Annotated in this window: 18 protein-coding genes; 6 read left to right on the forward strand and 12 right to left on the reverse strand. The window is 75.3% G+C overall.

All coding sequences use genetic code 11. The features are described from left to right. Positions 1–226 precede the first annotated feature (226 nt). The 3 genes from ACFV0O_RS33730 to ACFV0O_RS33740 all read right to left on the reverse strand — a co-directional run bounded on the left by ACFV0O_RS33730 (position 227) and on the right by ACFV0O_RS33740 (position 2,313). Positions 227–856 carry a DUF305 domain-containing protein gene (locus ACFV0O_RS33730; protein WP_360264939.1) on the reverse strand — a complete coding sequence of 210 codons (630 nt, stop codon included), beginning with the start codon at positions 854–856 and terminating at the stop codon, positions 227–229. A 122-nt stretch (positions 857–978) separates the two neighbouring features. Beyond that, a complete protein-coding gene (locus tag ACFV0O_RS33735) occupies positions 979–1,644 on the reverse strand; it encodes a DUF3105 domain-containing protein (protein WP_380347554.1) in 666 nt (221 codons plus the stop codon). A 102-nt stretch (positions 1,645–1,746) separates the two neighbouring features. Continuing rightward, entirely contained in the window at positions 1,747–2,313 is a 567-nt protein-coding gene (locus tag ACFV0O_RS33740) for a hypothetical protein (RefSeq protein WP_380347555.1), read from the reverse strand. A 1,680-nt stretch (positions 2,314–3,993) separates the two neighbouring features. Here ACFV0O_RS33740 and ACFV0O_RS33745 point away from each other — a divergent pair. Then, positions 3,994–4,806, forward strand: coding sequence for a protein phosphatase 2C domain-containing protein (locus ACFV0O_RS33745; protein ID WP_380347556.1), 813 nt, complete (start codon positions 3,994–3,996; stop codon positions 4,804–4,806). Positions 4,807–5,399: 593 nt separating this feature from the next. Here ACFV0O_RS33745 and ACFV0O_RS33750 read toward each other — a convergent pair. The 4 genes from ACFV0O_RS33750 to ACFV0O_RS33765 form a co-directional block, all read right to left on the reverse strand. Next, complete coding sequence (locus tag ACFV0O_RS33750; protein WP_380347557.1) at positions 5,400–5,999, reverse strand: TetR/AcrR family transcriptional regulator; 600 nt, start codon at positions 5,997–5,999, stop codon at positions 5,400–5,402. A 198-nt stretch (positions 6,000–6,197) separates the two neighbouring features. Further along, positions 6,198–7,247 carry an agmatine/peptidylarginine deiminase gene (locus tag ACFV0O_RS33755; RefSeq protein WP_380347558.1) on the reverse strand — a complete coding sequence of 350 codons (1,050 nt, stop codon included), beginning with the start codon at positions 7,245–7,247 and terminating at the stop codon, positions 6,198–6,200. Between the two features lie 27 nt (positions 7,248–7,274). Beyond that, positions 7,275–8,996 carry an urease subunit alpha gene (locus ACFV0O_RS33760; RefSeq protein WP_380347559.1) on the reverse strand — a complete coding sequence of 574 codons (1,722 nt, stop codon included), beginning with the start codon at positions 8,994–8,996 and terminating at the stop codon, positions 7,275–7,277. After that, the gene (locus ACFV0O_RS33765; RefSeq protein WP_360264890.1) at positions 8,993–9,703 is read right to left on the reverse strand and encodes an urease subunit gamma; all 711 of its coding nucleotides are present in this window, start codon (positions 9,701–9,703) and stop codon (positions 8,993–8,995) included. The genes ACFV0O_RS33760 and ACFV0O_RS33765 overlap by 4 nt, the downstream gene beginning before the upstream one ends. A gap of 538 nt (positions 9,704–10,241) precedes the next feature. Here ACFV0O_RS33765 and ACFV0O_RS33770 point away from each other — a divergent pair. Both ACFV0O_RS33770 and ACFV0O_RS33775 read left to right on the forward strand, forming a co-directional pair. Continuing rightward, entirely contained in the window at positions 10,242–10,829 is a 588-nt protein-coding gene (locus tag ACFV0O_RS33770) for an ATP-binding protein (protein ID WP_380347560.1), read from the forward strand. 284 nt (positions 10,830–11,113) lie between these two features. Next, complete coding sequence (locus tag ACFV0O_RS33775) at positions 11,114–13,534, forward strand: SpoIIE family protein phosphatase (RefSeq protein WP_380347561.1); 2,421 nt, start codon at positions 11,114–11,116, stop codon at positions 13,532–13,534. A 74-nt stretch (positions 13,535–13,608) separates the two neighbouring features. Here the strand turns inward: ACFV0O_RS33775 and ACFV0O_RS33780 are convergent, their stop codons facing one another. The 5 genes from ACFV0O_RS33780 to ACFV0O_RS33800 all read right to left on the reverse strand — a co-directional run bounded on the left by ACFV0O_RS33780 (position 13,609) and on the right by ACFV0O_RS33800 (position 18,694). Next, positions 13,609–14,712: a DUF2637 domain-containing protein gene (locus tag ACFV0O_RS33780; RefSeq protein ID WP_380347562.1), complete on the reverse strand. Its 1,104-nt coding sequence runs from the start codon at positions 14,710–14,712 to the stop codon at positions 13,609–13,611. A gap of 213 nt (positions 14,713–14,925) precedes the next feature. Beyond that, positions 14,926–15,840 (reverse strand): (2Fe-2S)-binding protein, encoded by a 915-nt coding sequence (locus tag ACFV0O_RS33785; RefSeq protein ID WP_380347563.1) that lies wholly within the window; start codon positions 15,838–15,840, stop codon positions 14,926–14,928. Positions 15,841–15,999: 159 nt separating this feature from the next. Beyond that, positions 16,000–16,842: a hypothetical protein gene (locus tag ACFV0O_RS33790; RefSeq protein ID WP_380347564.1), complete on the reverse strand. Its 843-nt coding sequence runs from the start codon at positions 16,840–16,842 to the stop codon at positions 16,000–16,002. A gap of 227 nt (positions 16,843–17,069) precedes the next feature. Further along, entirely contained in the window at positions 17,070–17,924 is an 855-nt protein-coding gene (locus ACFV0O_RS33795; RefSeq protein WP_380347565.1) for a hypothetical protein, read from the reverse strand. A 152-nt stretch (positions 17,925–18,076) separates the two neighbouring features. Continuing rightward, the gene (locus ACFV0O_RS33800) at positions 18,077–18,694 is read right to left on the reverse strand and encodes an NTP transferase domain-containing protein (RefSeq protein WP_380347566.1); all 618 of its coding nucleotides are present in this window, start codon (positions 18,692–18,694) and stop codon (positions 18,077–18,079) included. Between the two features lie 129 nt (positions 18,695–18,823). On the opposite strand from ACFV0O_RS33800, the gene moaA reads away from it, so the two are divergent. The 3 genes from moaA (at position 18,824) to ACFV0O_RS33815 (ending at position 22,510) form a co-directional block, all read left to right on the forward strand. Continuing rightward, positions 18,824–19,819: a GTP 3',8-cyclase MoaA gene (gene moaA / locus ACFV0O_RS33805; RefSeq protein ID WP_380347567.1), complete on the forward strand. Its 996-nt coding sequence runs from the start codon at positions 18,824–18,826 to the stop codon at positions 19,817–19,819. Positions 19,820–20,054: 235 nt separating this feature from the next. Beyond that, positions 20,055–20,828, forward strand: coding sequence for an HNH endonuclease family protein (locus ACFV0O_RS33810; RefSeq protein WP_380347568.1), 774 nt, complete (start codon positions 20,055–20,057; stop codon positions 20,826–20,828). A gap of 104 nt (positions 20,829–20,932) precedes the next feature. Next, complete coding sequence (locus ACFV0O_RS33815) at positions 20,933–22,510, forward strand: alpha/beta hydrolase (protein WP_380347569.1); 1,578 nt, start codon at positions 20,933–20,935, stop codon at positions 22,508–22,510. Positions 22,511–22,563 lie beyond the last annotated feature (53 nt).

Consider the following 22,563-nt stretch of genomic DNA (forward strand, 5'->3'; position numbering starts at 1 on the left):
GGGGGGGGCGCGGGGGGGGGGGGGGGGGGCGCGCGCGGGGGGGGGGGGGGGGGGGGGGGGGGGGGGGGGGGGGCCGGGGGGGGCCGGGGGGGGGGGGGGGGGGGGGGGGGGGGGGGGGGGGGGGGCAACGGCGGACGGCCGGGGCGCGGTGGTGACGGTACGGGACCGTCGGCCGCGCCCCGGCCGTCCGGGGAACGAGGCGGTGAAGGCCGGTCGGGGAGCCGGCTCAGGAGGCGGGCACGCCGGGGGCGGCGCCGCGCTCCTGGAGCATGTCGGTCATCAGCTGCACCTCGGAGGTCTGGGCGACCACCATCGACTGCGCGAGCCGCTTCTCGGTGTCGTTCCTGGCCAGGTCCACGTAGCCCTGGGCCATCTCGACGCCGCCCTTGTGGTGCTCGATCATCAGCTGCAGGTAGAACACCTCGGCGTCCCGCCCGCTGAGCGAACGCAGCTTCGCGATCTGGGTGTTGGTCGCCATGCCGGGCATCAGCGAACCGTCGTGCGCCGGGTAGTCGTGGCCCATCTTCATCCACGCCATCGGCTTGGCGGTCGAGTGCTGGGTCAGCCCCCACTGGTCCAGCCAGCCCATCATCATCCCGCGCTGGTTGGCCTGGGTGTTGATGATGTCGAAGGCGAGGGTGCGGGTCGGCTCGTCGCCGGTCCGGTCCCGGACCGCGAACGACAGGTCCACCGCCTGCTGGTGGTGGGTCGCCATGTCGCGGGCGAAGCCGGCCTCGGGCGAATCGTCCGCCGGGACGGACAGCGAGGTGCCGGAGGCGGAGGTCCCGCTCGCGACCAGCGCCGGCACGCCCAGCGCCAGCGCCACGGCGGCGGCCAGCGCGGCCGGCCACCACATGCGCCGGCGGCGCGGGGCCGCTGCTCCGCCGTCCTCGGCGGTGACGGCCCCGGTGACGGCCTCCGCGGCCGTCCCGACGGCGTCCTCGGCCGCGGCGCCCCCGGAGCGGTCCGCGTCGGCGGTCACATCTGCCCCATGGTGCAGGAGGCGCCCGGCTCCTGGGTCTGCTTGCCCTGGACGTACTTGGTGAAGAACTCGTTCACCCGCGGGTCGCTGGCGCTGTCCACGACCAGCTGGGTGCTCCAGGCGTTCAGGGTGATGGTGCCCTGCTCGTCCGGGTACGGGCTCATCAGCGAGTACTGGGTGGTCTTCACCTTGTCGGAGAGGGTCTTGATGTCGTCCGGCGTGGCCTTGCCGTTGTAGGTCACCCACACGGCGCCGTGCTCCAGCGAGTGGACGGCGCGCTCGTTCTCGACCGGCTGGTCGTAGACGTGGCCCATGCAGTCCAGCCAGACCGCGTTGTGGTCGCCGCCGACGGGCGGGGTCATCGGGTAGGTGACCTTCTCCTTCACGTGGTTGCGGGTCAGCTCGCCGAAGGTCTTCACACCGGGGATGTCCGCGTTGGCGGCGGTTTCCTTGTCCTTCTTCTTCTGGTTCTGGTCCATGACGACCCAGGTGCCGGTGGCTATCGCGGCGATCACCAGCACACCGGCCACCACCGAGGCGACGACCTTGTTGCGGCGGTCGCGGCGCTGCTCGGCGGCGCGCAGCTCGGCGATCCGGGCACGGCGGTCGAGGCCGGCCTGCTTGCCGCCGGACTTGTTGGACTGCTTCGAAGCGGAACCCATGACGGTGTCCTTGTCTCCGCCGCGCACGGGTCGGTGGCGGCGGTCAGCTGGAGTGTGTGGCGTGGCGGATCCGTCGGCGGCTGGGCCGACGGTGGGTTCCGCTCAGGACCGGTGGACCTGGAGCTCGTGCAGGTCGGGCGCCGGGTGCGAACCGTCCAGCAGGCCCGCGGGCACCACCCGGGGCGGCGCCTCGGGCGCGGCCGGGGTCACGGGTGACACGGCGGGCTGCGGCTGCGGCGGCGGATTGGGCAGCTGGGCGTCCTGCGGGCAGTACGGGTGGCTGGAGCAGCCGTTGTTGCGCGGGGGCTCGCCGTCGGCGGTGCAGAGGATCCAGTGCCCCTGCTCCTCGGCGATCCGGCGCTGGTCGGAGGCGTTCGGGGCCTTGCCGACCTCGGCGATCTTCGCGGCCTTGGCGGGCCTGGTGGCCTGCGCGGTGTGGCCGGCGTGGGGCGTTTGTCCCGTCGCGACCTGGACGCTGACGACGCTGACGGCAGTGACCGGGGCGGCGGCCGGCACCGGAAGGGCGGGCCCGTCCAACGCCTTCGCCTGGCCCGCGCAGGGCAGCATCGTCAGCAGGGCCACGAGCAGCAGGACCAACAGCGCACCCACCGGGCGGCCCGCCGGTGCGGCCCTCCCCGGTCGGGGTGAGCTGGGGGCCGACGCGGTCATGCGGACATTTAATCAGCCGAACGTGTGAAGCGATGCCCCCCATCGGCCCTGATTTTCGGGCATCAGCACGCCCGGATGTCCAGGAAACACCCTGCTCCGGGCACATCCGGCAAGCACGGACGGAACGGAAGCGGACGGGGCGGTGACGCCCACGGCCGGGACCCGGGGCGCGGACCGCGAACCGGCTGGTCGGCGCGGTGGCCGGGATACTCCGCTGGGTGACCGGTTGTCGCCGAAACCCGGACAGGGTCGTTGCACGTGGAGAACAATGACGTCGTGCCCGGCCCGCCGGGGGCGGCGCGACCACGGACCCGAGCAGGAGCCGCCAGATGAGCAAGCAGGGTGCACCCGCACAGCCGCACCGGCCCGACGACGGCTGGTGGGACACCGTCTACGACGGCCCGGCGGGCACCCTCCCCGACACCCCGCACGCCGACCCGGGGGACGGCAGCGTCGACGACTGGTTCGACACGGCGGTCGGGCTCATCGGGCAACAGCGCCCGCCGGAGCCGGCGGCCGCGACGACGGCGGAGCCGACGGTGCAGGAGGCCCTGGCCCTGGCCGCGGAGCCGGCCGCGACCGGGGAGCCGACCGGGGAGCCGACCGTGCCCCTGACAGCAGTGCCGACCGCGGCGCCGGAAGCCGGGCCGGCTCCGGCCCGGGTACCGGAGCAAGCGGCCGCGCCGGAAGCCGAGCAGGCGCCCACTCGCCCGCCTGCGCAGGACGAAGGGGGCAGCGGGGACAGCCTCGACGACTGGTTCGCCACCGCGGTCGGCGTGATCGACGGCACGGGGTCGACCGGGTCGGTCGAGGCGACCGGGTCGACCGGGTCGACCGAGGTGACCGAGGGGACCGGGTCGTGGCGGACGCCCGCGGAGACCCACCGCTTCCCGGCGCCCGCCTTCGCCGATGACGCACCGAAGGCGGAGCCGGCGCCCGAGCCGCAGCCGGAGCCAGCGACCAGGTCGGAAGCCGACCCGGTCTCGCTGGAGAAGACCGACTCGCCGTCCGCCCCTGAGCCGGAGCCCGTGGCCGGGACGGACCCGGTGGTCGAGCCCGAGCCCGAGCCCGAGCCCGTCGCGGCCGAGGTCCCGGAGGTTTCCGAGCTGCCCGAGGCCGCCGAGGAATCCGAACGGCCGGAAGCCGCCACCGCCACCGCCGCCACCGCCGCAGAAGCCGCCGACGCCCCCGGGATTCCCGACGCCCCCGCAGCGGCCAGCCGGCCGGCCCCCGCCCCCACCCCTGCCCCCGCCTCCACCCCCGTCCCGGCGCCCGAACCGGAGCCCGACCACGGACCGGCGCCCGAGCCCGCTCCGGAACCGGTGGCGCCCGCCGCGACCGTCCCCGACCCCCGTCCGGCTGGCCGCTCGCCGCGGGGCGGGGGGGGGGGGGGGGGGGCCCCCCCCCCGCGCGCGCCCCCCGCCCCCCCGGCGGGAGCCGCGCCCCCCCCGGCCGGGGCGGGCCGCGCGGGGGGCCCGCCGCCCGGCGCGCGCCGCCGCGCGGGCGGGGGCGCGCCCGGCCGGCCCCCCCCCCGCGCCGCCGCCGGCGCCCCCGCCCCCGCCCCCGGGGGGGGGGGGCCCCGCCCCCCCGGCCGCCCCACGCCCCCCGACGTACGGGCCCGAGCCGACGGCCCTGCCGGAGGCGGACCCGGCGTCGCTCCGCGCGCTCGTCCCGGACACCGTGCTGGAGGGGGCGCAGTACGGGCCGTCCGTCCTGCGGGCCGCCTCCGTAAGGGGCGACTCCGCCCGCTACCGGGGCGAACCGCGCCAGGACTCCCTGCTGGTCACCCGCTTCGGCGACGGGCCGGACGGACTGCTGCTCGCCGTACTCGGCGGTTTCGACCGGGTGGGTGGCACCGGGGACGACGCGGTCACGCCGGATGCCGTCGCCACCGGGACGGGCGAGGCCTGCCGCCAGCTCGCCGCCGCGATCGGGCGCAGCCGGGCCGGGCTGGCCGCGGACCTGCGCGACGGCGCCCGGGACCGGCTCCGTTACGGCCTGCAGCGGCTGGCCACCGGTGCCGCCGCTCCGCTGCGCGCGCTGGCGCCCCGGGCAGAGGGGGACGACACCCCGTCGCCGGCCTCGCTGCACTGCCTGATGATGTCGCTCGACCCGGAGGTGGGGTACCGCGCCGCCTTCGGCGTCGGCCCGGGCGGCCTCTACCTGCTGCGCTCCGGTCACTGGATCGACGCGTACGGGGCCCGGTTGCTGCACCACCCGGACGGCCAGCCGCCGGTGCCGGAGGGGGCTGCGGCCCCGGAGCCGCGCCCGTTCCGCTTCCGGTTGGTCCCCGCCACACCGGGGGACATCCTGTTGCTCTGCACTCCCGGGCTGGCCCGCCCGGTCGCCGACGAACCGGCCGTCGCCCACTTCCTCTCCACCCACTGGGCGCACCCGCACCCGCCGGGCACCGTCGACTTCCTGCGCCAGGTGCAGGTCCGCGCCAAGGGCTACGCCGACGACCGCACCGCCGCCGCCGTCTGGACCGAGTAGATGTAGACCGGTCTATATATTTTGCTCCTCACCGTGCGGGCCACCCCTGCACCGGAAGTCGGCCTGATCGACTTCTGGTGCAGGGGCAGGGGCGGGTGCGGGTGTGGGCGTAGCTCTCGTGTTGGCGGGTGAGTCTGTAGACCGGTCTCCATATTTCTTGCCGGTCTCGTGGTGGGCGGCCTGCGTGGGAAGTCGGCCGGTTCGACTTCCTGTACGCGGGTGTGTCGCGCGGGGCGTATTCAGTAGACCGGTCTGCATATTCGGCTGTCGTCGAGCGTCGGCGCTGCACCAGAAGTCGGCCCCATCGACTTCTACTGTCCGAAGGTGTCGCACCTGGGTGATGAGCCGGGCGAACCTGTAGACCGATCTGCAGATTCTTCCGGGGGCAAGCAGGCGGGCGGCGTTGCGCCAGAAGTCGGCCTCATCGACTTTTCGTGCAGCCGGTGCGCGCCTCCGCGCGCCGGCATCGGGCGGCGCCGGGCAGATGGGCGGGGCAGGCGGGCGGCCCCGGGCTCAGGGGGTTCGGCGGGCTGGCGCGCGAAGACTCAGTAGACCGGTCTGCATATTTTCCCGAAGTGCCCCGTTGGCCCGCGTCAGGTGCGGAGCAGGATGCCGGCGACGGCGGTGGCCTGGGTGAGGGCCGCCGGGGGGTGGGCGTCGGGGAGGCCGATGGCGATGGGAACGGCGAGGCCGTCGAGGAGGGCGCGGATCTGAGTGGCGCGGTCGGCGGCGGGGCCCGGGGTGAAGTGGCCGGTGGCGGTGCCCTCCTCGACGAGAGCGACCAGGTCGACCTGCCAGGGGGCCTCGATCTCCCGCTGGCCCTGGCGGAGCTCGTCGCTCGCGGGGGAGCGGCCCCACACCTCGACCCAGAGGATCCAGCGCGGGTCGCCGGCGCCCTCGGGCAGGTAGAGGCGCAGGTAGGCGTCGAGGCGCTGCCAGGGGTCGAGGGCGTGGTCGGCGAGGGCGTCGCGGCGGCGGGCGCCGAGCTGCTCCTCGCTCCAGCGGAGGGTCTCCAGTAGCAGTTGGTCCTTGCTGCCGAAGTAGTAGAGCAGATGTCCGGCGCTCATCTGGAGCTGCTTGCCGAGCCCGGCCATGGTGAGCTTGGCGAGCCCGTGTTCGGCGATGGCGGCCCGGGCGGTGGCGAAGACCTCCTCGCGGGGGCGTGCCGGCCGGCGCGGGCGGGGGTCGGCCATGTGCGTTGCTCTCCCTCGGTGGAACGGAGGTTCGAGGCTACCGGGGCGGGGGCGGGCCTCCCGCCCCGGTAGCCCCGGTAGCCCCGGTAGCCCCGGTAGCCCCGGTAGCCCCGGTAGCCCCGGTAGCCCCGGTAGCCCCGGTAGCCCCGGTGGCCCCGGTAGCCGCAGTGGCCCCGGTGGCCCCGGTAGCCGCGGGTGTCAGAGCGCCTTCGGCTGCTGCTGGGTGATGCAGTGGATGCCGCCGCCGTTGGCGAAGATCTCGCGGGCGTCCACGAGTTCGACGGTGCGGCCCGGGTAGGCGCGGCCGAGGATGTCGGCGGCTTCCTGGTCGCGCGGGTCGGCGAAGGCGCAGAGGATCACGGCGCCGTTGGCCACGTAGTGGTTGATGTAGGAGTAGTCGACCGGCTCGCCGTCCTCGTCCAGCAGGACGGTGGGGGCGGGCAGTTCGATGACCTCCAGCTGCCGGCCCTGGGCGTCGGTCGAGGCGCGCAGGACGGCGACGAGCTCCTGGCAGACCTCGTGGTCCGGGTGGGAGGGGTCGGGCTGGACGTGGGCGACCACGACGCCGGGGCGCACGAAGGAGGCGACGATGTCGATGTGGCCGCGGGTGCCGAACTCGTCGTAGTCGCGGGTGAGTCCGCGCGGCAGCCAGACCGCTTTGGTGGTGCCGAGGAAGGCATGCAGCTCGGCCTCGACCTCCTCCTTGGTCCAGTCGGCGTTGCGGCCCTCGCCGAGCTGCACGGTCTCGGTGACCAGCACCGTGCCCTCGCCGTCGACGTGGATGCCGCCGCCCTCGTTGATCAGGCGGGAGGCGAAGCGCTGGACGTCGGTCAGTTCGGCGATGTGCTCGGCGACGTGCTGGTCCTTGTCCCAGCGGGCCCAGGACTGGGCGCCCCAGCCGTTGAAGATCCAGTCGGCGGCGGCCCGCGAGCCCTTGCCGTCGATCAGGAAGGACGGGCCGATGTCGCGCATCCACGCGTCGTTCAGCGGGCGCTCGACGATCTCGACCCGCTCGGAGACGTACTTGCGGGCCTCCGCGGTCTCACCGGTGTTGACGATCAGCGTCACCGGCTCGTACCGGACGATGGTGTCGGCGACGGCGGCCCAGGCCTCGCGGCCGGCGTGCAGCGCCTCGGGGCTGTCGAAGGTGGGGTTGGTGGTCGGGAAGGCCATCCAGGTGCGGTCGTGCGGGTGCCACTCGGCGGGCATCCGGTAGCCGAGGGAGGCGGGCGTGGGGGTGGTCATCATCGAGTCCTTGGGGGAGACCGGGGGCGATCAGAGGAAGTAGAGGCGGCTGAGCGAGACGCTGTCGGCCGGCTCGGAGCGCAGCGGCGAGCCGTCCAGGGAGACCAGTCCGGTCTCGGTGACCTCGACGTGGCCGACCCGGGCGTTGCGCACCATGTCGCGGGGGCCGATGCCGCGGGTGCCGCGGACGCCGACGCGGCGGCGGCGGGTGGGCAGGCCGTCGGCGGGGCGGTCGAGGTAGGCGCCGTCGGCGGCGGCCTGGGCGACGAAGGCCACCGAGATGTCGGCGGCGGTCGCGCCGTGGGCCCCGAACTGCGGGCCGAGGACGAGGGGTTCGCAGCGGTCGGTGGAGGCGTTGGGGTCGCCGACCACGCCGTACGCGGGGAAGCCGGCCTTGAGGACGAGTTGCGGCTTGGCCCCGAAGTGGTCCGGGCGCCAGAGCACGATGTCGGCGAGCTTGCCGATCTCGATCGAGCCGACCTCGTGGGCGAGGCCGTGGGCGATGGCCGGGTTGATGGTGAGCTTGGCGATGTAGCGCAGTACGCGCTCGTTGTCGTCGCCGCGTTCGGCGGTCCCGTAGGAGCCGCTGCCGTCCATCGGGCCGAGTTCGGCCTTCATCTTGCCGGCCATGGCGAAGGTGCGGCGCACGGTCTCGCCGGCGCGGCCCATGCCCTGGGCGTCGGAGGAGGTGATGCCGATGACCCCGAGGTCGTGGAGCACGTCCTCGGCGCCCATGGTGCCGGCCCGGATGCGGTCGCGGGCCATGGCGGCGTCGCCGGGCAGGTCGACCTTGAGGTCGTGCGCGGAGACGATCATGCCGAAGTGCTCGCCGAGGGCGTCCCGGCCGAACGGCAGCGTCGGGTTGGTGGAGGAGCCGATGACGTTCGGCACGCCGGCCATCTTCAGCACGTTGGGGACGTGTCCGCCGCCGCAGCCCTCGATGTGGAAGGCGTGGATCGTGCGGCCCTCCAGCACCTTGAGGGTGTCCTCGACGGAGAGGCACTCGTTCAACCCGTCGGTGTGCAGGGCGACCTGGACGTCGTACTCCTCGGCGACCCGCAGTGCGGTGTCCAGGGCGCGGGTGTGCGCGCCCATGTCCTCGTGCACCTTGAACCCGGACGCGCCGCCTTCGGCCAGGGCCTCGACCAGCGGGGCCGGGTCGGAGGACGAACCGCGGCCCAGGAAGCCGATGTTGACCGGCCAGGCGTCGAAGGCGTTGAAGGCGTGGCGCAGCGCCCAGGGGGAGTTGACGCCGACGCCCCAGACCGGGCCGAACTCCTGGCCGATGATCGTGGTGACGCCGGAGGCCAGCGAGGCCTCCATGATCCGCGGCGAGAGCAGGTGGACGTGGGTGTCGATGGCGCCGGCGGTGGCGATCATGCCCTCGCCGGAGACGATCGTGGTGCCGGTGCCGACGACGACGTCCACGCCGTCCAGGGTGTCCGGGTTGCCGGCCCGGCCGATCGAGGCGATCCGGCCGCCGATCAGGCCGATCGAGGTCTTGCGGATGCCCTGGACCGCGTCGATGACGAGGACGTTGCTGATCACGACGTCGCAGGTGTCGCGGACGGCGGCGGGCTTGAGGTGCAGGCCGTCCCGGGCGGTCTTGCCGAAGCCGGCCAGGAACTCGTCGCCGGGTGCCTGGGAGTCGGATTCGACGCGGACGATCAGGCCGCTGTCACCGAGCCGGATCCGGTCGCCGGCGCGCGGGCCGTGGACCGAGATGTAGTCGTGCGGGGTGATCGAGGTCACGAGGGCACCTCCGAGTCGTCGAAGCCGGTCAGGTAGCCGGTCGCGCGGGCCTTGGCCAGGGCGGCCTCCTTCGCGCCGGGCGCGTCGAGGGGGCCGTCCACGAGTCCGGCGAAGCCGATCGCGACCCGCGCGCCGCCGATCGGCACCAGGCCGACCTCGACGGTGGCGCCCGGGTCGAAGCGCACCGAGGAGCCGGCCGGGACGGCGAGGTGGGTGCCGTAGGCGGCGGCGCGGTCGAAGGCCAGGCGCGGGTTGGCCTCGAAGAAGTGGAAGTGCGAGGTGACCGAGATCGGCACCTCGGAGGTGTTGTGGACGGGGAGCAGCAGGGTCTCCTCGACCGGGTCGTAGCCGGCGCCGTCGCCGATGAGCGCGCCGCCGGGGGCCTCGTCGCCGAGCGAGCCGGCGCCCTTGAACGGGTCGTTGACGACGGCGAGGCGGGTGCCGTCGTCGAAGACGGCCTCGACCTGGATGACGGTGACCACGTCCGGCACGCCGGGCAGCACGTCGTCGGCGGTCAGCACGGAGCGGCCGGCCTCGATGGCCTCGGCCAGGCGCCGGCCGTCGCGGGCGGCCTCGCAGACGGTGTCCGCGATCAGGGCGGTGGCCTCGGGGATGTTGAGGCGTACGCCCCGGGCTCGGCGGGCGCGGGCCAGCTCGGCTGCTGTGAAGATCAGCAGCCGGTCCCGCTCGGTGGGGGTCAGTCGCACGGTTCCTCGCTCGCGGTCGCCGGGGGTGGGGTGGGGTGGGCGCGGGGCCCGGGGGCTTCCGGGGTGACGTTAGAACGTCGTTCAAACATCTGGGGCCATTGAACCCGGACCGGGGCGCCCTGTCCAGCGTTGCCGGTTCGCGTCGCTTCGGCTTCTCGGACGGCGGTGGGGTGAGGGCTGCGGCGGTGGGGGGTGAGGGCCGCGGCGGCGGGGGAACCCGCCGGCCGGCGGTCCGGGGAGCGGGCGGGAGTGGAGTGGGGGGCGCGTGGTCGGGCGCACGGTTCGGACGGGCGCCGGGTGTGCGCGGGATCGAGAGGTGGCGGGTTCGAAAACGGCCTCTGCGCTTCGCAAACCCGTCCGGCGCGGGCAGTTGGATCACGCGAACCTCCCCGTGCCCCTTTCACCCCACGTGATCGGACGCACACTGTTGCAAACGCCGTCAACTGGGCATGAGGATGGTGGTCAGATCGAGTGGGCCACCCGGCCGGCGGGGGATCCGGAGGCGGGGGTCCGGATTCCAGGGCGGGGGCATGTGGTGATGGACGGTCAGTCGCGATTCCCACGGCAGCGGACGAGTTCGGGCGACGCCTACCGCTCCGGGCCGGTCCAGGGCGCGGTCGGCGGCACCGGGGCGACCGGTGCGACCGGGGCCACCGGAACGCCCGGAACGCCCGGGACCGCCGGGACCGCCGGGGCGACGGGGACGACCCTGCCGGGCACGCCGGCCCCCGGCTGCGCGCTGCACCGCCGGCTGCACCTGACGCTCGACCCGGCCGACCTGGTCGCGGTCGGCTCGGTCCGGCGGCGGCTGCGCTCGGCGCTCAGCCACTGGGGGGTGCCGGAGCTCTGTGACACCGCCGAGCTGCTCTCCTCCGAGCTGGTCACCAACGCGCTGCTGCACACCGGCAAGGGCGCGGTCTTCGACGCGGTGCTCGGCACGGACCACCGGCTGCGCATCGAGGTGCAGGACGGCACCAGCAGGCTGCCCGGCCGCCGGCGCGACCCGGAGGCCGAGTACGCGACCTCGGGGCGCGGCCTGATGCTGGTGGAGGCGCTCGCGGACTCCTGGGGCGTGCAGCTGAGAGGCGACGGCAAGGTCACCTGGTTCGAACTCGCGTCGCCCTGATCCCGGCCCGGCGGTCGTAGGATCGTTCGCGGTCGATTGATTCGCCGTCGAAGGAAGCCCTGAACAGAAGGCGGAACCGAAGATTTCCGGCCCGTTGGCATTGCCGCTCGGCGGAACATTGGCCAGGATGGTGGGAATGTGTGTCCACGTGCGGGAGCAGCGGGGAGACCGTACCTCGACTGACCACCGTCCGTCGGCACCGTCCTATCCAGCACGACCATCACACCGCCACGCGGCCCGTCCGGACGGTCGGCGCGGTCCGCCACGGCAGCGGCAGGAGCAGCATGCCCACTGAGCCCGAGTCGCCGGGGCCGGCGCTCCCTCCCGGCGCGTCCGCCGTCGAGCCGCGAGCCGTGGAGCCCAGAACCGCAGAGCCGCGCACTGCCGAACCACGCACCGCGGACCCGCGCACCGCGGACCCACGCACCGTCGGCCCGCGCGTCGTCGAACAGCCGACCGCCCCGGACCCGCGGACCCCCGTTCAGTCCGTCGCCGACGCCACCACCGGCGGGACGGGCCGGGCCCGCCCGCCCGCGCAGCAGACCCGGCGGGCCCCGGCCGCGCGCCCGTCCCCGAGCCTCGCCGCCGCCCGGCTGGCGCCCGTGCTGTCCGGCGGGCTGCCGCCGGCCTCCGCCGACACCATGCCGGACTGGCTGGAGCCCGCGATGGCCGCCAACGGCATCGGCTCCTTCGACTGGGACATCCGCCGCGACGTCCTGGAGGGCGACCCGCGGGCCTGCACGATCATCGGCCTGGACGCCCTGGCGCAGGTCCGCTTCGACCGCACGGCCGCCTCCTTCCTGGCCCTGTTGCACCCCGAGGACGCGCCGGTGGTGCGCCGCCGGGTCGAGCGCGCGGTCGCCGAGCTCGGCCAGTGCGGCGCGTACTACCGCACCGTCGGCCCGAACGGCGCCATGCGCGCGGTCCGCTTCCGCGGCCGGGTGCTCGCGGACGCCTTCGGCCGCGCCTCCCGGATGGTCGGCTTCGTCTGGGACGCCACCGTCGAGCTGCACAAGCGCGACCACGCCGACCGGATGGCCCTGCTGCGCGAGGCGCGCTCCCGGTTCATCAAGGAGGCGGCGCGCGCCCTCTCCGAAGCCGTCACCGTCCGTGACGTGGCCCGGGTGTTCACCGAGCTGCCGCTGCCCGGACTGCCGCCGGACGGCCTGGTGCTGGCGTCCTTCGAGGCCGGACGGGCCCGGATCCTCGGCGCCTCCGGCTACCGCACCGACGCGCTGGCGGTCTGGGACCGCACCGTGCTGCCCGCCGGCCACCCGGCCGCCGAGGCGCTGCGGCACCGCACGCCGGTGTTCGTCTCGACCCGCGAGGAGTTCCGCGACGGCTACCCCGACGTGTGGGAGCCGACCAGCCGCACCGGCCGCGGTTCCTGGGCGTACCTGCCGCTGGTGGCCAGCGGCCGGGCGATCGGCGTCTGCGTGGTGAGCTTCGACGACGAGCGCGAGCTGGACGCGGACGAGCGCACCCTGCTGACCACCCTGGGCGGACTCGTCGCCCAGTCGCTGGCCCGCGCCCGGCTGCACGACGCCGAGCACGAGCTGGCGGCCGGCCTGCAGCGGGTGATGCTGCCGCGGACCGTCCCGTCCGTTCCGGGCGTGACCACCGCCGTGCGCTACCTCGCGGCCGGCTCCGGCCTGCAGATCGGCGGCGACTGGTACGACGTGGTGCCGCTGCCCGGCGGGCACGTCGGCCTGGTGATCGGCGACGTCCAGGGCCACGACGTGCACGCCGCCGGGATCATGGGCCAGCTGCGGATCGCGCTGCGCGCCTACGCGGCCGAGGGCCACCCGCCCGCCGCAGTGATGGCCCGCGCCTCCCGCTTCCTCGCCGACCTGGACACCGACCACTTCGCGACCTGCACCTACGCCGAGGTCAACGTGGACTACGGCGTGGTCTACGCGGTCCGGGCCGGCCACCTCGACCCGGTGGTGCGCCGCGCGGACGGCACCGCCGCCGTGGTGCCGGTGGCCGGCGGACTGCCGCTGGGCATCGACCCGGACCAGGAGTACCGGGTCACCCGGTTCAGCCTGGACCCGGGCGAGACGGTCCTGCTCTGCACCGACGGCCTGGTCGAGGCGCGCGGCATGGACCTGGACGAGGGCATCGCCCGGCTCACCCGGGTGCTCGCCCACCCGCTGCCGCCCGCCGAGCGGGCGGCCCGCGACCCGCTGGAGGAGCTGGCCGACCGGATCGCCTCCCAGGCCGCCGACTCCAGCGAGCGCGAGGACGACATAGCGCTGCTGCTGCTGCGCTGGGACGGACCGGCGGGCGGCCTCGCCGCCCAGCAGTTGCGCCGCCGGATCGGTCAGGCCGACCTGGCGCGGGTCGCCGAGGTGCGGGCCGAGCTGCGCGACGCGCTGCGCCGCTGGGGCGTCGCCGAGTTCATCGACACCGCCGAACTGCTCTCCTCCGAGCTGGTCACCAACGCCATCCGGCACACCGACCGGGACGCCATGTTCACCGCCCGGCTGTACCGGGAGTCCGAGGACGACGGCGGGCGGGCCCGGCTGCGGGTCGAGGTGGAGGACGAGTCGGACCTGTGGCCGACCCGTCGGACGCCGGGGGAGCAGGCCTCCTCGGGGCGTGGGCTGATGCTGGTCGAGGCGCTTGCGGACTCCTGGGGCGTGGAGCCGCGCGGGTCGGGCAAGCGGATGTGGTTCGAGCTCAGCGGTGCGACGGCGGCCTGAGCGCCCTGGTCCCCGCCTGAGCGCCGACGCCCCCGTGAGCGTCGGCGCTCCGGGGGCGTCCGGGCCCCGGAGCGTCAGCCGAACTGCTGCTCCAGGTCCTTCAGCTTGCGTTCCAGCGAGTCCAGCCGGGGCAGTGTGACGGTGTCCTCCTCCACGGTCAGGTCGATGGTGCGCAGCTCCGGGCGGGCCGGCAGACCGGGCTGGACGACCGCGCCCTCGGCGGGTTCGACCTCGCGCTGCGCCGCCGAACCGACCTCGCGGGGCGCGGCGGTCCGCTCCACCTCGGGGCGTTCGGCGGTGACCCGTTCGGCGGTGACCCGTTCGGCCCCGGGTCCGTCGGCTATGGCGGGCTCCGAGCCGGACTCCAGCCGGCGTGCGGGGGTGCCGCGGCGCCAGGCGCTGTGGGAGCGGTTGATCGCCCGGATCTCGGCCCGCTCGCGGCGCCCGGCCAGCTTGCGGCGCTCCTTGTCCAGGGCGCGTTCCCGCTTGTCGTCGCGGACCTCGTCCACCGCCTCGTCCAGGCTGCGCACGCCCTCCAGGAGCATCAGCGACCAGGCCGCGTAGGTTTCGCGGGGAGCGCGCAGCCAGCGGACGATGCGGATCTGCGGCAGCGGCCGGGGGACCAGCCCCTGTTCGCGCAGCGCGGCCCGGCGGGTCTGCTTCAGCGCCCGGTCGAACAGGACCGCCGCCGAGAGGGACATGCCGGAGAAGAACTGGGGGGCGCCGGCGTGGCCGAAGCCACGCGGGGCGTGCACCCAGTTGAACCAGGCCGAGGCGCCGGCGAAGACCCAGACCAGCAGCCGCGATCCGAACGCCGCGTCACCGTGGCTGGCCTCGCGGACGGCGAGCACCGAGCAGAACATCGCGGCGCCGTCGAGGCCGAACGGGACGAGGTACTCCCAGCCGCCGGACAGGCCCAGGTTCTGCACGCCGAAGCCGACCAGTCCGTGGAAGGACAGCGCGGCGGCGACCCCGGCACAGCAGAACAACAGTGTGTAGGAGGCGGCGCCGTAGAGGGATTCCTTGCGGCGGCGCCGTTCCTCGGAACGTTCCCAGGAATCCGTGCCCGGGGCGCCGGCGGATCCCCGGTTGCGGAGCAGGGCCACCAGGAGCGCGCTGACCAGAAGCCCCGCGACTCCGGTGACGGCCCACCCGAGCGGTATGTCGGACAATTTCATCGCCGGAACCAGCCTCGCTTTCTGCGTCGCGTTCCTGCGTCGTGATGGCGGGGACCATCATGGCGGATGCTCGGCGGGCGAATGACCGATTTGCTGTCAATGCGCTGGGGAGAGGGATTTCTGACGCAGCAACAAAAAGATTGTCGGATTAATGCGAAGTGGATTGTTCCTGCAATTCCGGGCTTTTCGGACCCGGTTTCGCACGGGCATTCGTCAACCCCGTGTGACGCGGGGGCAGCCGGTGCACATGTCCTGCGGTTCCGCGGTGTAGACGAGGCAGCAGCTGGCCCGGATCCGCTCCACACGCGGAGCGCCGTCGCACCCGGGAGCCGGGGGCGCGAAGCCGGCGCCCGGGGTGAAGGGGCTCGGGGCGGGGGCGGGGCCGCCGTCCGCGCCGGGCGCGCACGCGGGCTCGGCGGGCGCCAGCAGCGCGGACAGCTCGGCGCACGCCCGCTCCGCCTCCCCGAGCAGCCCGCCCGCGTACCAGAGCCCCTCCACCACGGCGTCCGTCGTCATCGCCCACAGCACCCGGGGCCCGCGCCGCGCCTGCGGGCGGAATGCGGCCAGCACCGGATCGAGGAACCCGCCCAGCGCGCCCCGCAGTCCGGCGGCCAGCGCGGCTTCGTCCGGCACCGTGCGGGCCTGCGGCGAGCCGGCCTCCGGATCGTCCGGCAGGCAGGCGAACTCCGCCGTGCGGACCGTCAGTTCCACCATCCCGGGGCGTCGGCGCAGCGAGACGTCGCCGAGGGCGAGCAGCGGGACGCGTCGTTCCAGGAACCACGGCAGCGTGAACAGCAGTGAGACCGGCCAGACGAAGCGGTGCAGCCCGAAGCCGGCCGCGACGTCCGGGCGCAGCGGCCGCCCGTAGCGGGCGAGACCCTGCCGGGCATCGTGGGTGATCAGCTCGCGCACCGCCTCGGGGCGGGCGACCAGGTCCGCCGCGGGCAGCCAGCCGCCGCCGCGTCGGGGCGGTGCGCAGCGCACGCTCAGGACGGGGGTGAGCCCGGTCAGCCGGTGGTACGAGGGGGCGCCCGGTGCGGAGAGCGCGGGGGTGGGGGCGGGGGCGTGCGCCCCGGTGCTGCGGGGGGCGCGCGGCGCGGGGCCGGGCCGGGTGCTGCTCGCGGTCATGGGCGGGCCCCATCGGGTCGACCGGGCCCGCCCATGGACCGCCCGGCGCCACCCGGCGGTGGTGTGCCGGGCGCGGCCGGACCGGGGCATGGCGGTGCCCGGGGAACGGCAAGGCGACCCGGCCGGGGCGCTGCTCACCCCAGCCAGGTTAGGCTCACCTTAGCTGATTGTTCCCCGGGTCTCGCTGGCGATGCGCCCGTCCGGGGGAGGCCCCGGCGCGCGGGCGGCGCCCAGCTGGCGCGCGAGCCAGACCGGCACCCCGCCCAGGGCCTGCACCAGCCGGGCGGCCTCGGCGCGCAGCCGCGCGGCCTCGGCCGGCTCGGACACCTCGGCGAGCGCCGCGAGCGCCGGAGCCACCCCCACCGTGAAGCCGAGTTGCTCGCGCAGCCGCAGCGAGGCGTCGAAACCCTCCCGGGCGTTGCTCCGGTCCCCGCGGGAGAGCGCCAGGGCGGCCAGGTGGCGCCAGGTGTACGAGCGCAGCAGTTCGTCCCCGCGCTCACCGGCGCCCTCGTGCGCCCGGCGGTAGGCGATCCAGGCGGCGCTGCGGTCGCGCAGCAGGTTCTCGGCGACCAGCCCGCGCCGGAAGTCCAGCAGCGGCCGGCCGGGAGCGTCCGGCGGCAGCAGGGCCGAGGTGCGGCCGAGCGCGGCCTGCGCCTCGTCCAGCCGGTCCCGCGGGCCGAGCACGCTCGCCACGTACGCCAGGAAGCCGCGGGCGCAGGCGGCGCCCGCGCGCTGCTCGGTGCCGGCCGCCAGTGCCTCCGCCAGGCGCAGCGCCTGCTCCGCCTGCGGCCAGTGCGCCGCGGTGAACAGGCACTGCTCGATGAGGAGTTCGGCCCGCCCTAGGGCCGCTGCCGGGTCGTGCTCGGCGGCCGGGCGCAACAGCTCGGCGGCCTCCTGCCAGCACCCCCGGGACCTCAGTCGCCACACGGTGTCGCCCGGCTCCTCCGTTGCCGCCCGCCCCCGCCCGTCCGGGTCGCTCGGGCCCCATCCGTGCTCCGACAACGCCACCTCCTTGTGTGCGCCATCCAGCGGGGCGCGGACCCGCCCCCTGGGGCCCTGCCGCCATGACTCGTGCGCATGGCGACGGCAGGGCGAAAGGCCCGCGCTGTGGCGGCAATTCAACACGGGGGTGAGCTTGTGCACCAGATCACGAGCGGAGGTTGTTGCTTTCGGAGGAGAAATGATCTAGAGGGGCGCTGGTGGGGCGGACCGGCGGGGCACCCCGGCGGTCAGGAGGTCCAGCCGGTCTCCATCAGAGCCTCGGCGGCGCCGTTCGCGGGCTGCGGCACACCCGCCAGGTCCAGGCTGAACAGGGCCACCAGCAGCTGCTCGCCACGCACCGTGGCCTGGTGCGAATAGCCCGCGAGGGTGAACATCGCGGCGGCCATCTCCTCGGCGTGCAGGGTCTGCAGCCACAGGCACTCGACCGACTTCACGTCGGCCGGCTCGGTCCAGGTGTCGACCTGCGCGACCATCCGGCTGCCCAGCAGGGTGACCCCGTCGCGCTCCTGCGCCTCGGTCAGCTCCAGGTCGTCGAAGCCGAGCCACTCCAGGTAGCGGGCGGCGGTGAACACCGCGTCCTGCGAGGTGCGCACCGGGTGCGGACGGAACGGGGCGCGGTGGCGGAACGGACGGGAACGGCCGGCCGAGGTGCCGGGCACCGCGGGCGGGGCGGGCACCGGTGCCCCCATCGGGTGCGCCGGGTGGGGACGGGAGGCCTGCGGACCGGGCGCGGCGAGCGGGCCGGCCGTGCCGCCGCCCAGCCGGGTGGCGCGGTCCACCGGCAACCGGACGGTCGCACCGCAGTTGCAGGTGAACTCGGGCTGCGGCCACTGGTCGGAGCGGCCGCAGTGCGGGCAGCGCATGTTCAGCCAGGAGTCCTCCCAGGACCGGAAGCGCACCTGCACCGGCACCCCGCCGCGCAGCAGCGGCACCTTGAGCGAGGCCCCGCAGGGACAGGGCAGCGACGGCGGCTCGTACAGGTGCTCGCGACGGCAGGCGGGGCAGCGGATCGCCCGGGCGCCACCGCCCGCCCCTTGGTGCGTGGGGTCGTGTCCGGTGAAGTCGTCGGGCAGTCCGGCCATCGCGGGCTCCGTCCGTCGGTGTCGGGTGGGTGGGACGATTCCCATGCTCCCCGAAATGTCCGGCGATGGGCGCGGAATGGGGCAATCCTCAGGGACGGATCAGGGACCCCTCACCACCGGGGGCGGGACGGCCTCAGACCGGAGGATGACGGTCAGCCGGCCGACCAGCGGGCCAGGTCGGCGGGGGTGTCCAGATCGTCCGGCACGGCGACGTCGGCGCACTCGACCAGGACGACCTCCGGCGCGTGCGCCGCCAGCAGGGCGCGGGCGCCGGCGTCGCCGGAGGCGCCCGCCGCCGCCTCGGCGAAGTACCGCGCGCCGATCAGCACCGGGTGGCCGCGCCGCCCGCCGTAGGCCGCCGCGGCCAGCCCGGCGCCCGCCCGGTGCGCGGCCAGCAGCCGGGCGACGGCGGCCGGGGTGACGCCCGGGGTGTCCACCAGCATCACGAGCACCGCCGCGGCCCGCGGCGGGAGCGCGGCCAGGCCGGCCCGCAGCGAGGAACCCATGCCGCCCGCCCAGTCCGGGTTGGCCACCAGACGGCAGCCCGGCAGGTGGGCGGTGGCCCGGACCCGGTCGCCCGCCGCGCCCAGCACCACCGTGACGTCCGCGCAGCCGCCGGCCCGGACCACCGCCACCGCGTGCTCCGCCAGTGACCGGCCCCCGTACCGGATCAGCGCCTTGGGCCGCCCGCCGAGGCGCCGGCCGCCCCCGGCGGCGAGCACGAGGGCGGCGACCGGGGCGGGCCCGGCGGGCGTCGGCGCAGTCTGCATGGGCCCAGCCTGCCGGTACCGGGCGGGGTCGCGCATTGTGTGAATCCACAAGGGGACGCCGCAGGTGGCGGCCGCTCCCCGGCGGTTCGGCCGCTGGCCCTGCGGGCCCCCGCCGCCTGTACTGGGGCGATGAACACCGCACCGCGCCCGCTGGTGGACCGTTTCGGCCGGGTCCACACCGATCTTCGGGTCTCGTTGACCGACCGCTGCAACCTGCGCTGCACCTACTGCATGCCGGCGGAGGGGCTGGACTGGCTCGCCCGGGACTCGGTGCTGGGCGACGACGAGGTGGTGCGGCTGGTGCGGATCGCCGCGGAGCGGCTCGGCATCGCGTCGGTGCGGCTGACCGGCGGGGAGCCGCTGCTGCGCCGCGGGCTGCCGGGGCTGGTCGGACGGCTGGCCGGACTCGGGGTCGACCTCTCGCTGACCACGAACGGGATCGGCCTGGCGCGCACGGCCGTCGCGCTGCGCGCGGCGGGGTTGCGGCGGGTGAACGTCAGCCTGGACACGCTGCGTCCGGAGCGGTTCGCGGCGATCACCCGGCGGGACCGGATCGGTGACGTGTTCGCGGGCCTGGCGGCGGCGAAGGCGGCGGGGCTGGGACCGGTGAAGGTCAACGCCGTGCCGGTGCGCGGGGTGAACGAGGACGAGATCGTCCCGCTGGCCGCGTTCGCCGTGGAGCACGGGTACCTGATGCGGTTCATCGAGTCCATGCCGCTGGACGCGCAGGGGGCGTGGGACCGGGCCGCGATGGTGACGGCGGAGGAGGTCCTGGCCGCGCTCGCGGAGCGGTTCGACCTGGTGCCGGTGGGACGGCACGGCAGCGCCCCGGCGGAGGAGTGGCGGATCGCGGGCACGGACGCGGTGGTCGGGGTGATCGCCTCCGTCACCCGGCCGTTCTGCGGCGGCTGCGACCGGGTCCGGCTGACCGCCGACGGGCAGCTGCGCAACTGCCTGTTCGCGACGGAGGAGTCCGACCTGCGGGCGCTGCTGCGCGGCGGGGCGGACGACGCGGCGATCGAGGCGGCCTGGCGGGCATCGGTGGCGGGCAAGGGGCCGGGACACGCCATCGGGAGCGCGGGCTTCGTCCGGCCGGACCGCCCGATGTCCGCGATCGGCGGCTGACACCCCGCGGCAGGCGGCAGGCAGCAGGCGGAGCGAGGACAGGCCGCGGGAGCGAGGCCGGGGGAGGGGACAGGTCGCGGGAGCGAGGCCGGGGAGGGAGGCGGACCGGCCCGGGTACGAGCGGGTGTGAGCTTCGACATGCTCCGCGGCCGCCCGTGGCGTCGGCTTGACCCGCTCTCGGGGCGGCTGGTCTGCTGGTCCGCCGTCAACCCGCCCCTGACCTCGGGAGTTCTCCGTGCCCGCCCGCCGCTCCACCCAGTCCGCCGCCACGGTGTTCCTGATATGCGCGCTCGCGCTGGTCGGCTGGCTGATCGGCGGCCGCGACCACCCGACGACCGGCCCGGAGGGCGGCGGCACCGCCGCACCCGCCGGCGGCCGGGGCACCAGCCCGCTGCAGAACCCCGACGGCACCGAGCCCGGCCTGGCCCCGCTGACCACCGCCGAGGAGCGGAAGGCCGGCCGGGACGTCATCGCCGCGGTCGCCACCGCCGCCGCCGGCACCAAGGACGGCTACGACCGCGACGAGTTCGGCCCGGCCTGGACGGACAACGTCGACGGCGTCCCGCTCGGCCGCAACACGTGCGAGACCCGCAACGACCTGCTCGCCCGGGACGGCACCGCTGTCGAGCGCAAGGACGGCTCGGACTGCACGGTCACCGCGATGACCATCCGGGACCCGTACACCGGCAGGACCGTCCGGTGGACCAAGCAGCAGGCGAGCAAGATCCAGATCGACCACGTGATGCCGCTCTCCTACGACTGGCAGATGGGCGCCGACACGTGGGACAGGGCCAAGCGGGTCCGGATCGCCAACGACCCGCTCGACCTGATCCCCGCCGACGGCTCGCAGAACGCCTCCAAGGGCGACTCCGGACCGGCCGCCTGGCTCCCCGCCGACCCCGGGATCCGCTGCGCGTACGCGGTGCGCTTCGCCCAGGTATCGCCGAAGTACCGACTGCCGGTCACCGGGGCCGACAAGAAGGCCGTGGTGCAGCAGTGCGGCGGCTGACGGAACGTTACGGCCGAGCCGTGCGAGCAGCGCAGGACGTCCCTGGTGCGCCCCCGGGTGCGGGGCCGTTGCGGGCCGGATGGTATTCGTGGGCGGTGGCCCCGATGATCTCCCGGTATCTCCGAACCCCCCGGCTCCCCCGGCGCACCCTGTCCGCCCTCGCGCTCGGCACCGCCCTCGCCCTGCTGAGCGGCTGCACCGGCTCCGGCGGCGCCGGCCGAACGGCCACCCGGCCGCCGCTCGACGACCTGGTCACCGCGACCACCGCCCCGGCACTGCGCGCGCTCTACAACCAGCGGATCGACTGGCGGGCGTGCCCCGGGGACGCCGACGGCCAGGACGGACCGGGCATCGAGTGCGCCACCCTCACCGTGCCGCTGGACTACGCCGACCCCGGCGGCCGCACCACCGGCGTCGCCCTCGCCCGGATGCTCGCCGCCGAACCGGACAAGCGGATCGGCGCCCTCATGGTCAACCCCGGCGGCCCCGGCAACTCCGGCGTCAGGATGATCCGCGAGGACTGGCAGAGCTTCCAGGGGGCGCCGCACGACCGCTTCGACCTGGTCGGCTTCGACCCGCGCGGCGCCGGGAACACCGCGCCCGTCCAGTGCCTCGACGACCGCACCCGCGACCAGTGGAACGCCAGCGACGACCCGGCCTACGACCGCGGCCGGGTCCTCGCCGACGCCTGCCGGGCCGCCCACGCCGACCTGCTCCCGCACCTCGGCACCCGCGACACCGCCCGCGACCTCGACGTGCTGCGCGGCGCCCTCGGCGAACGCAAGCTGGACTTCATCGGCTTCTCCTACGGCACCCTCCTCGGCGCGCTCTACGCCGAGGAGTTCCCCAACCGCACCGGCCGGCTCGTGCTCGACGGCGCCGTCGAACACGGCACCGACCCGATGCGCCTCGACGTCGAACAGGCCGTCGCCGGCGAGGTCGCGCTCCGGGCCTTCGCCTCCGCCTGGGCCACCGACGACGGAAGCGACTGCCCGTTCGGCGCCGACCCGGACACCGCCCCGAAACGCCTCGCCGACTTCCTCGACGGCCTGCGCACCCGCCCGATGCGCGGCTCCGACGGCCGCACCCTCACCTCCGCCCTCGCCTGGGCCGCCGCCCTCAACGTGCTCTACGACGGCCACCGCTCCTGGTACCGCCTGCAGGAGGCCCTCACCCCGGCCGTCAAGCGGCGGAACGCCGACGCGCTGCTCGCACTCGCCGACAACGCCAACGGCCGCGACGAGAACGGCCACTACGAGACCGCGGCGGACGCCTTCGCGGCCATCTCCTGCGCGGACCTCCCGCCGCTCACCGACGCACAGCTGAGCGGCGCCCTCACCGACCTCGCGGCCCAGGCGCCGCTGACCAGCCGGCACAACCCCGTCGCCACCCTGCTCGCCCCGGACTGCCGCTCCTGGCCCTACCGTTCGACCGAACACCCGCACCCGGTCCTGGCACCCGGCAGCGCCCCGGTCCTGGTGATCGGCTCGACCGGGGACCCGGTCACCCCGTACGCGTGGTCGCAGCGGCTGGCCGCCGGGCTGGAGAACGGCGTGCTGCTCACCCGGGAGGGCGACGGGCACACCGCGTACGACAAGAGCACCTGCGTGCGGACGGCCGTCGCCGCGTTCCTGGTGGACGGCCGGCTGCCGACGGCGGGCACGCACTGCCCGTCCGACTGAGCCCTCCCTCGTCGGCGGTCGGCGGCACGGGGAAAGGGGGGCGTACCGCGTTC

Origin of the sequence: Kitasatospora sp. NPDC059577, from assembly GCF_042735475.1 — a bacterium.
GTDB lineage: Bacteria > Actinomycetota > Actinomycetes > Streptomycetales > Streptomycetaceae > Kitasatospora.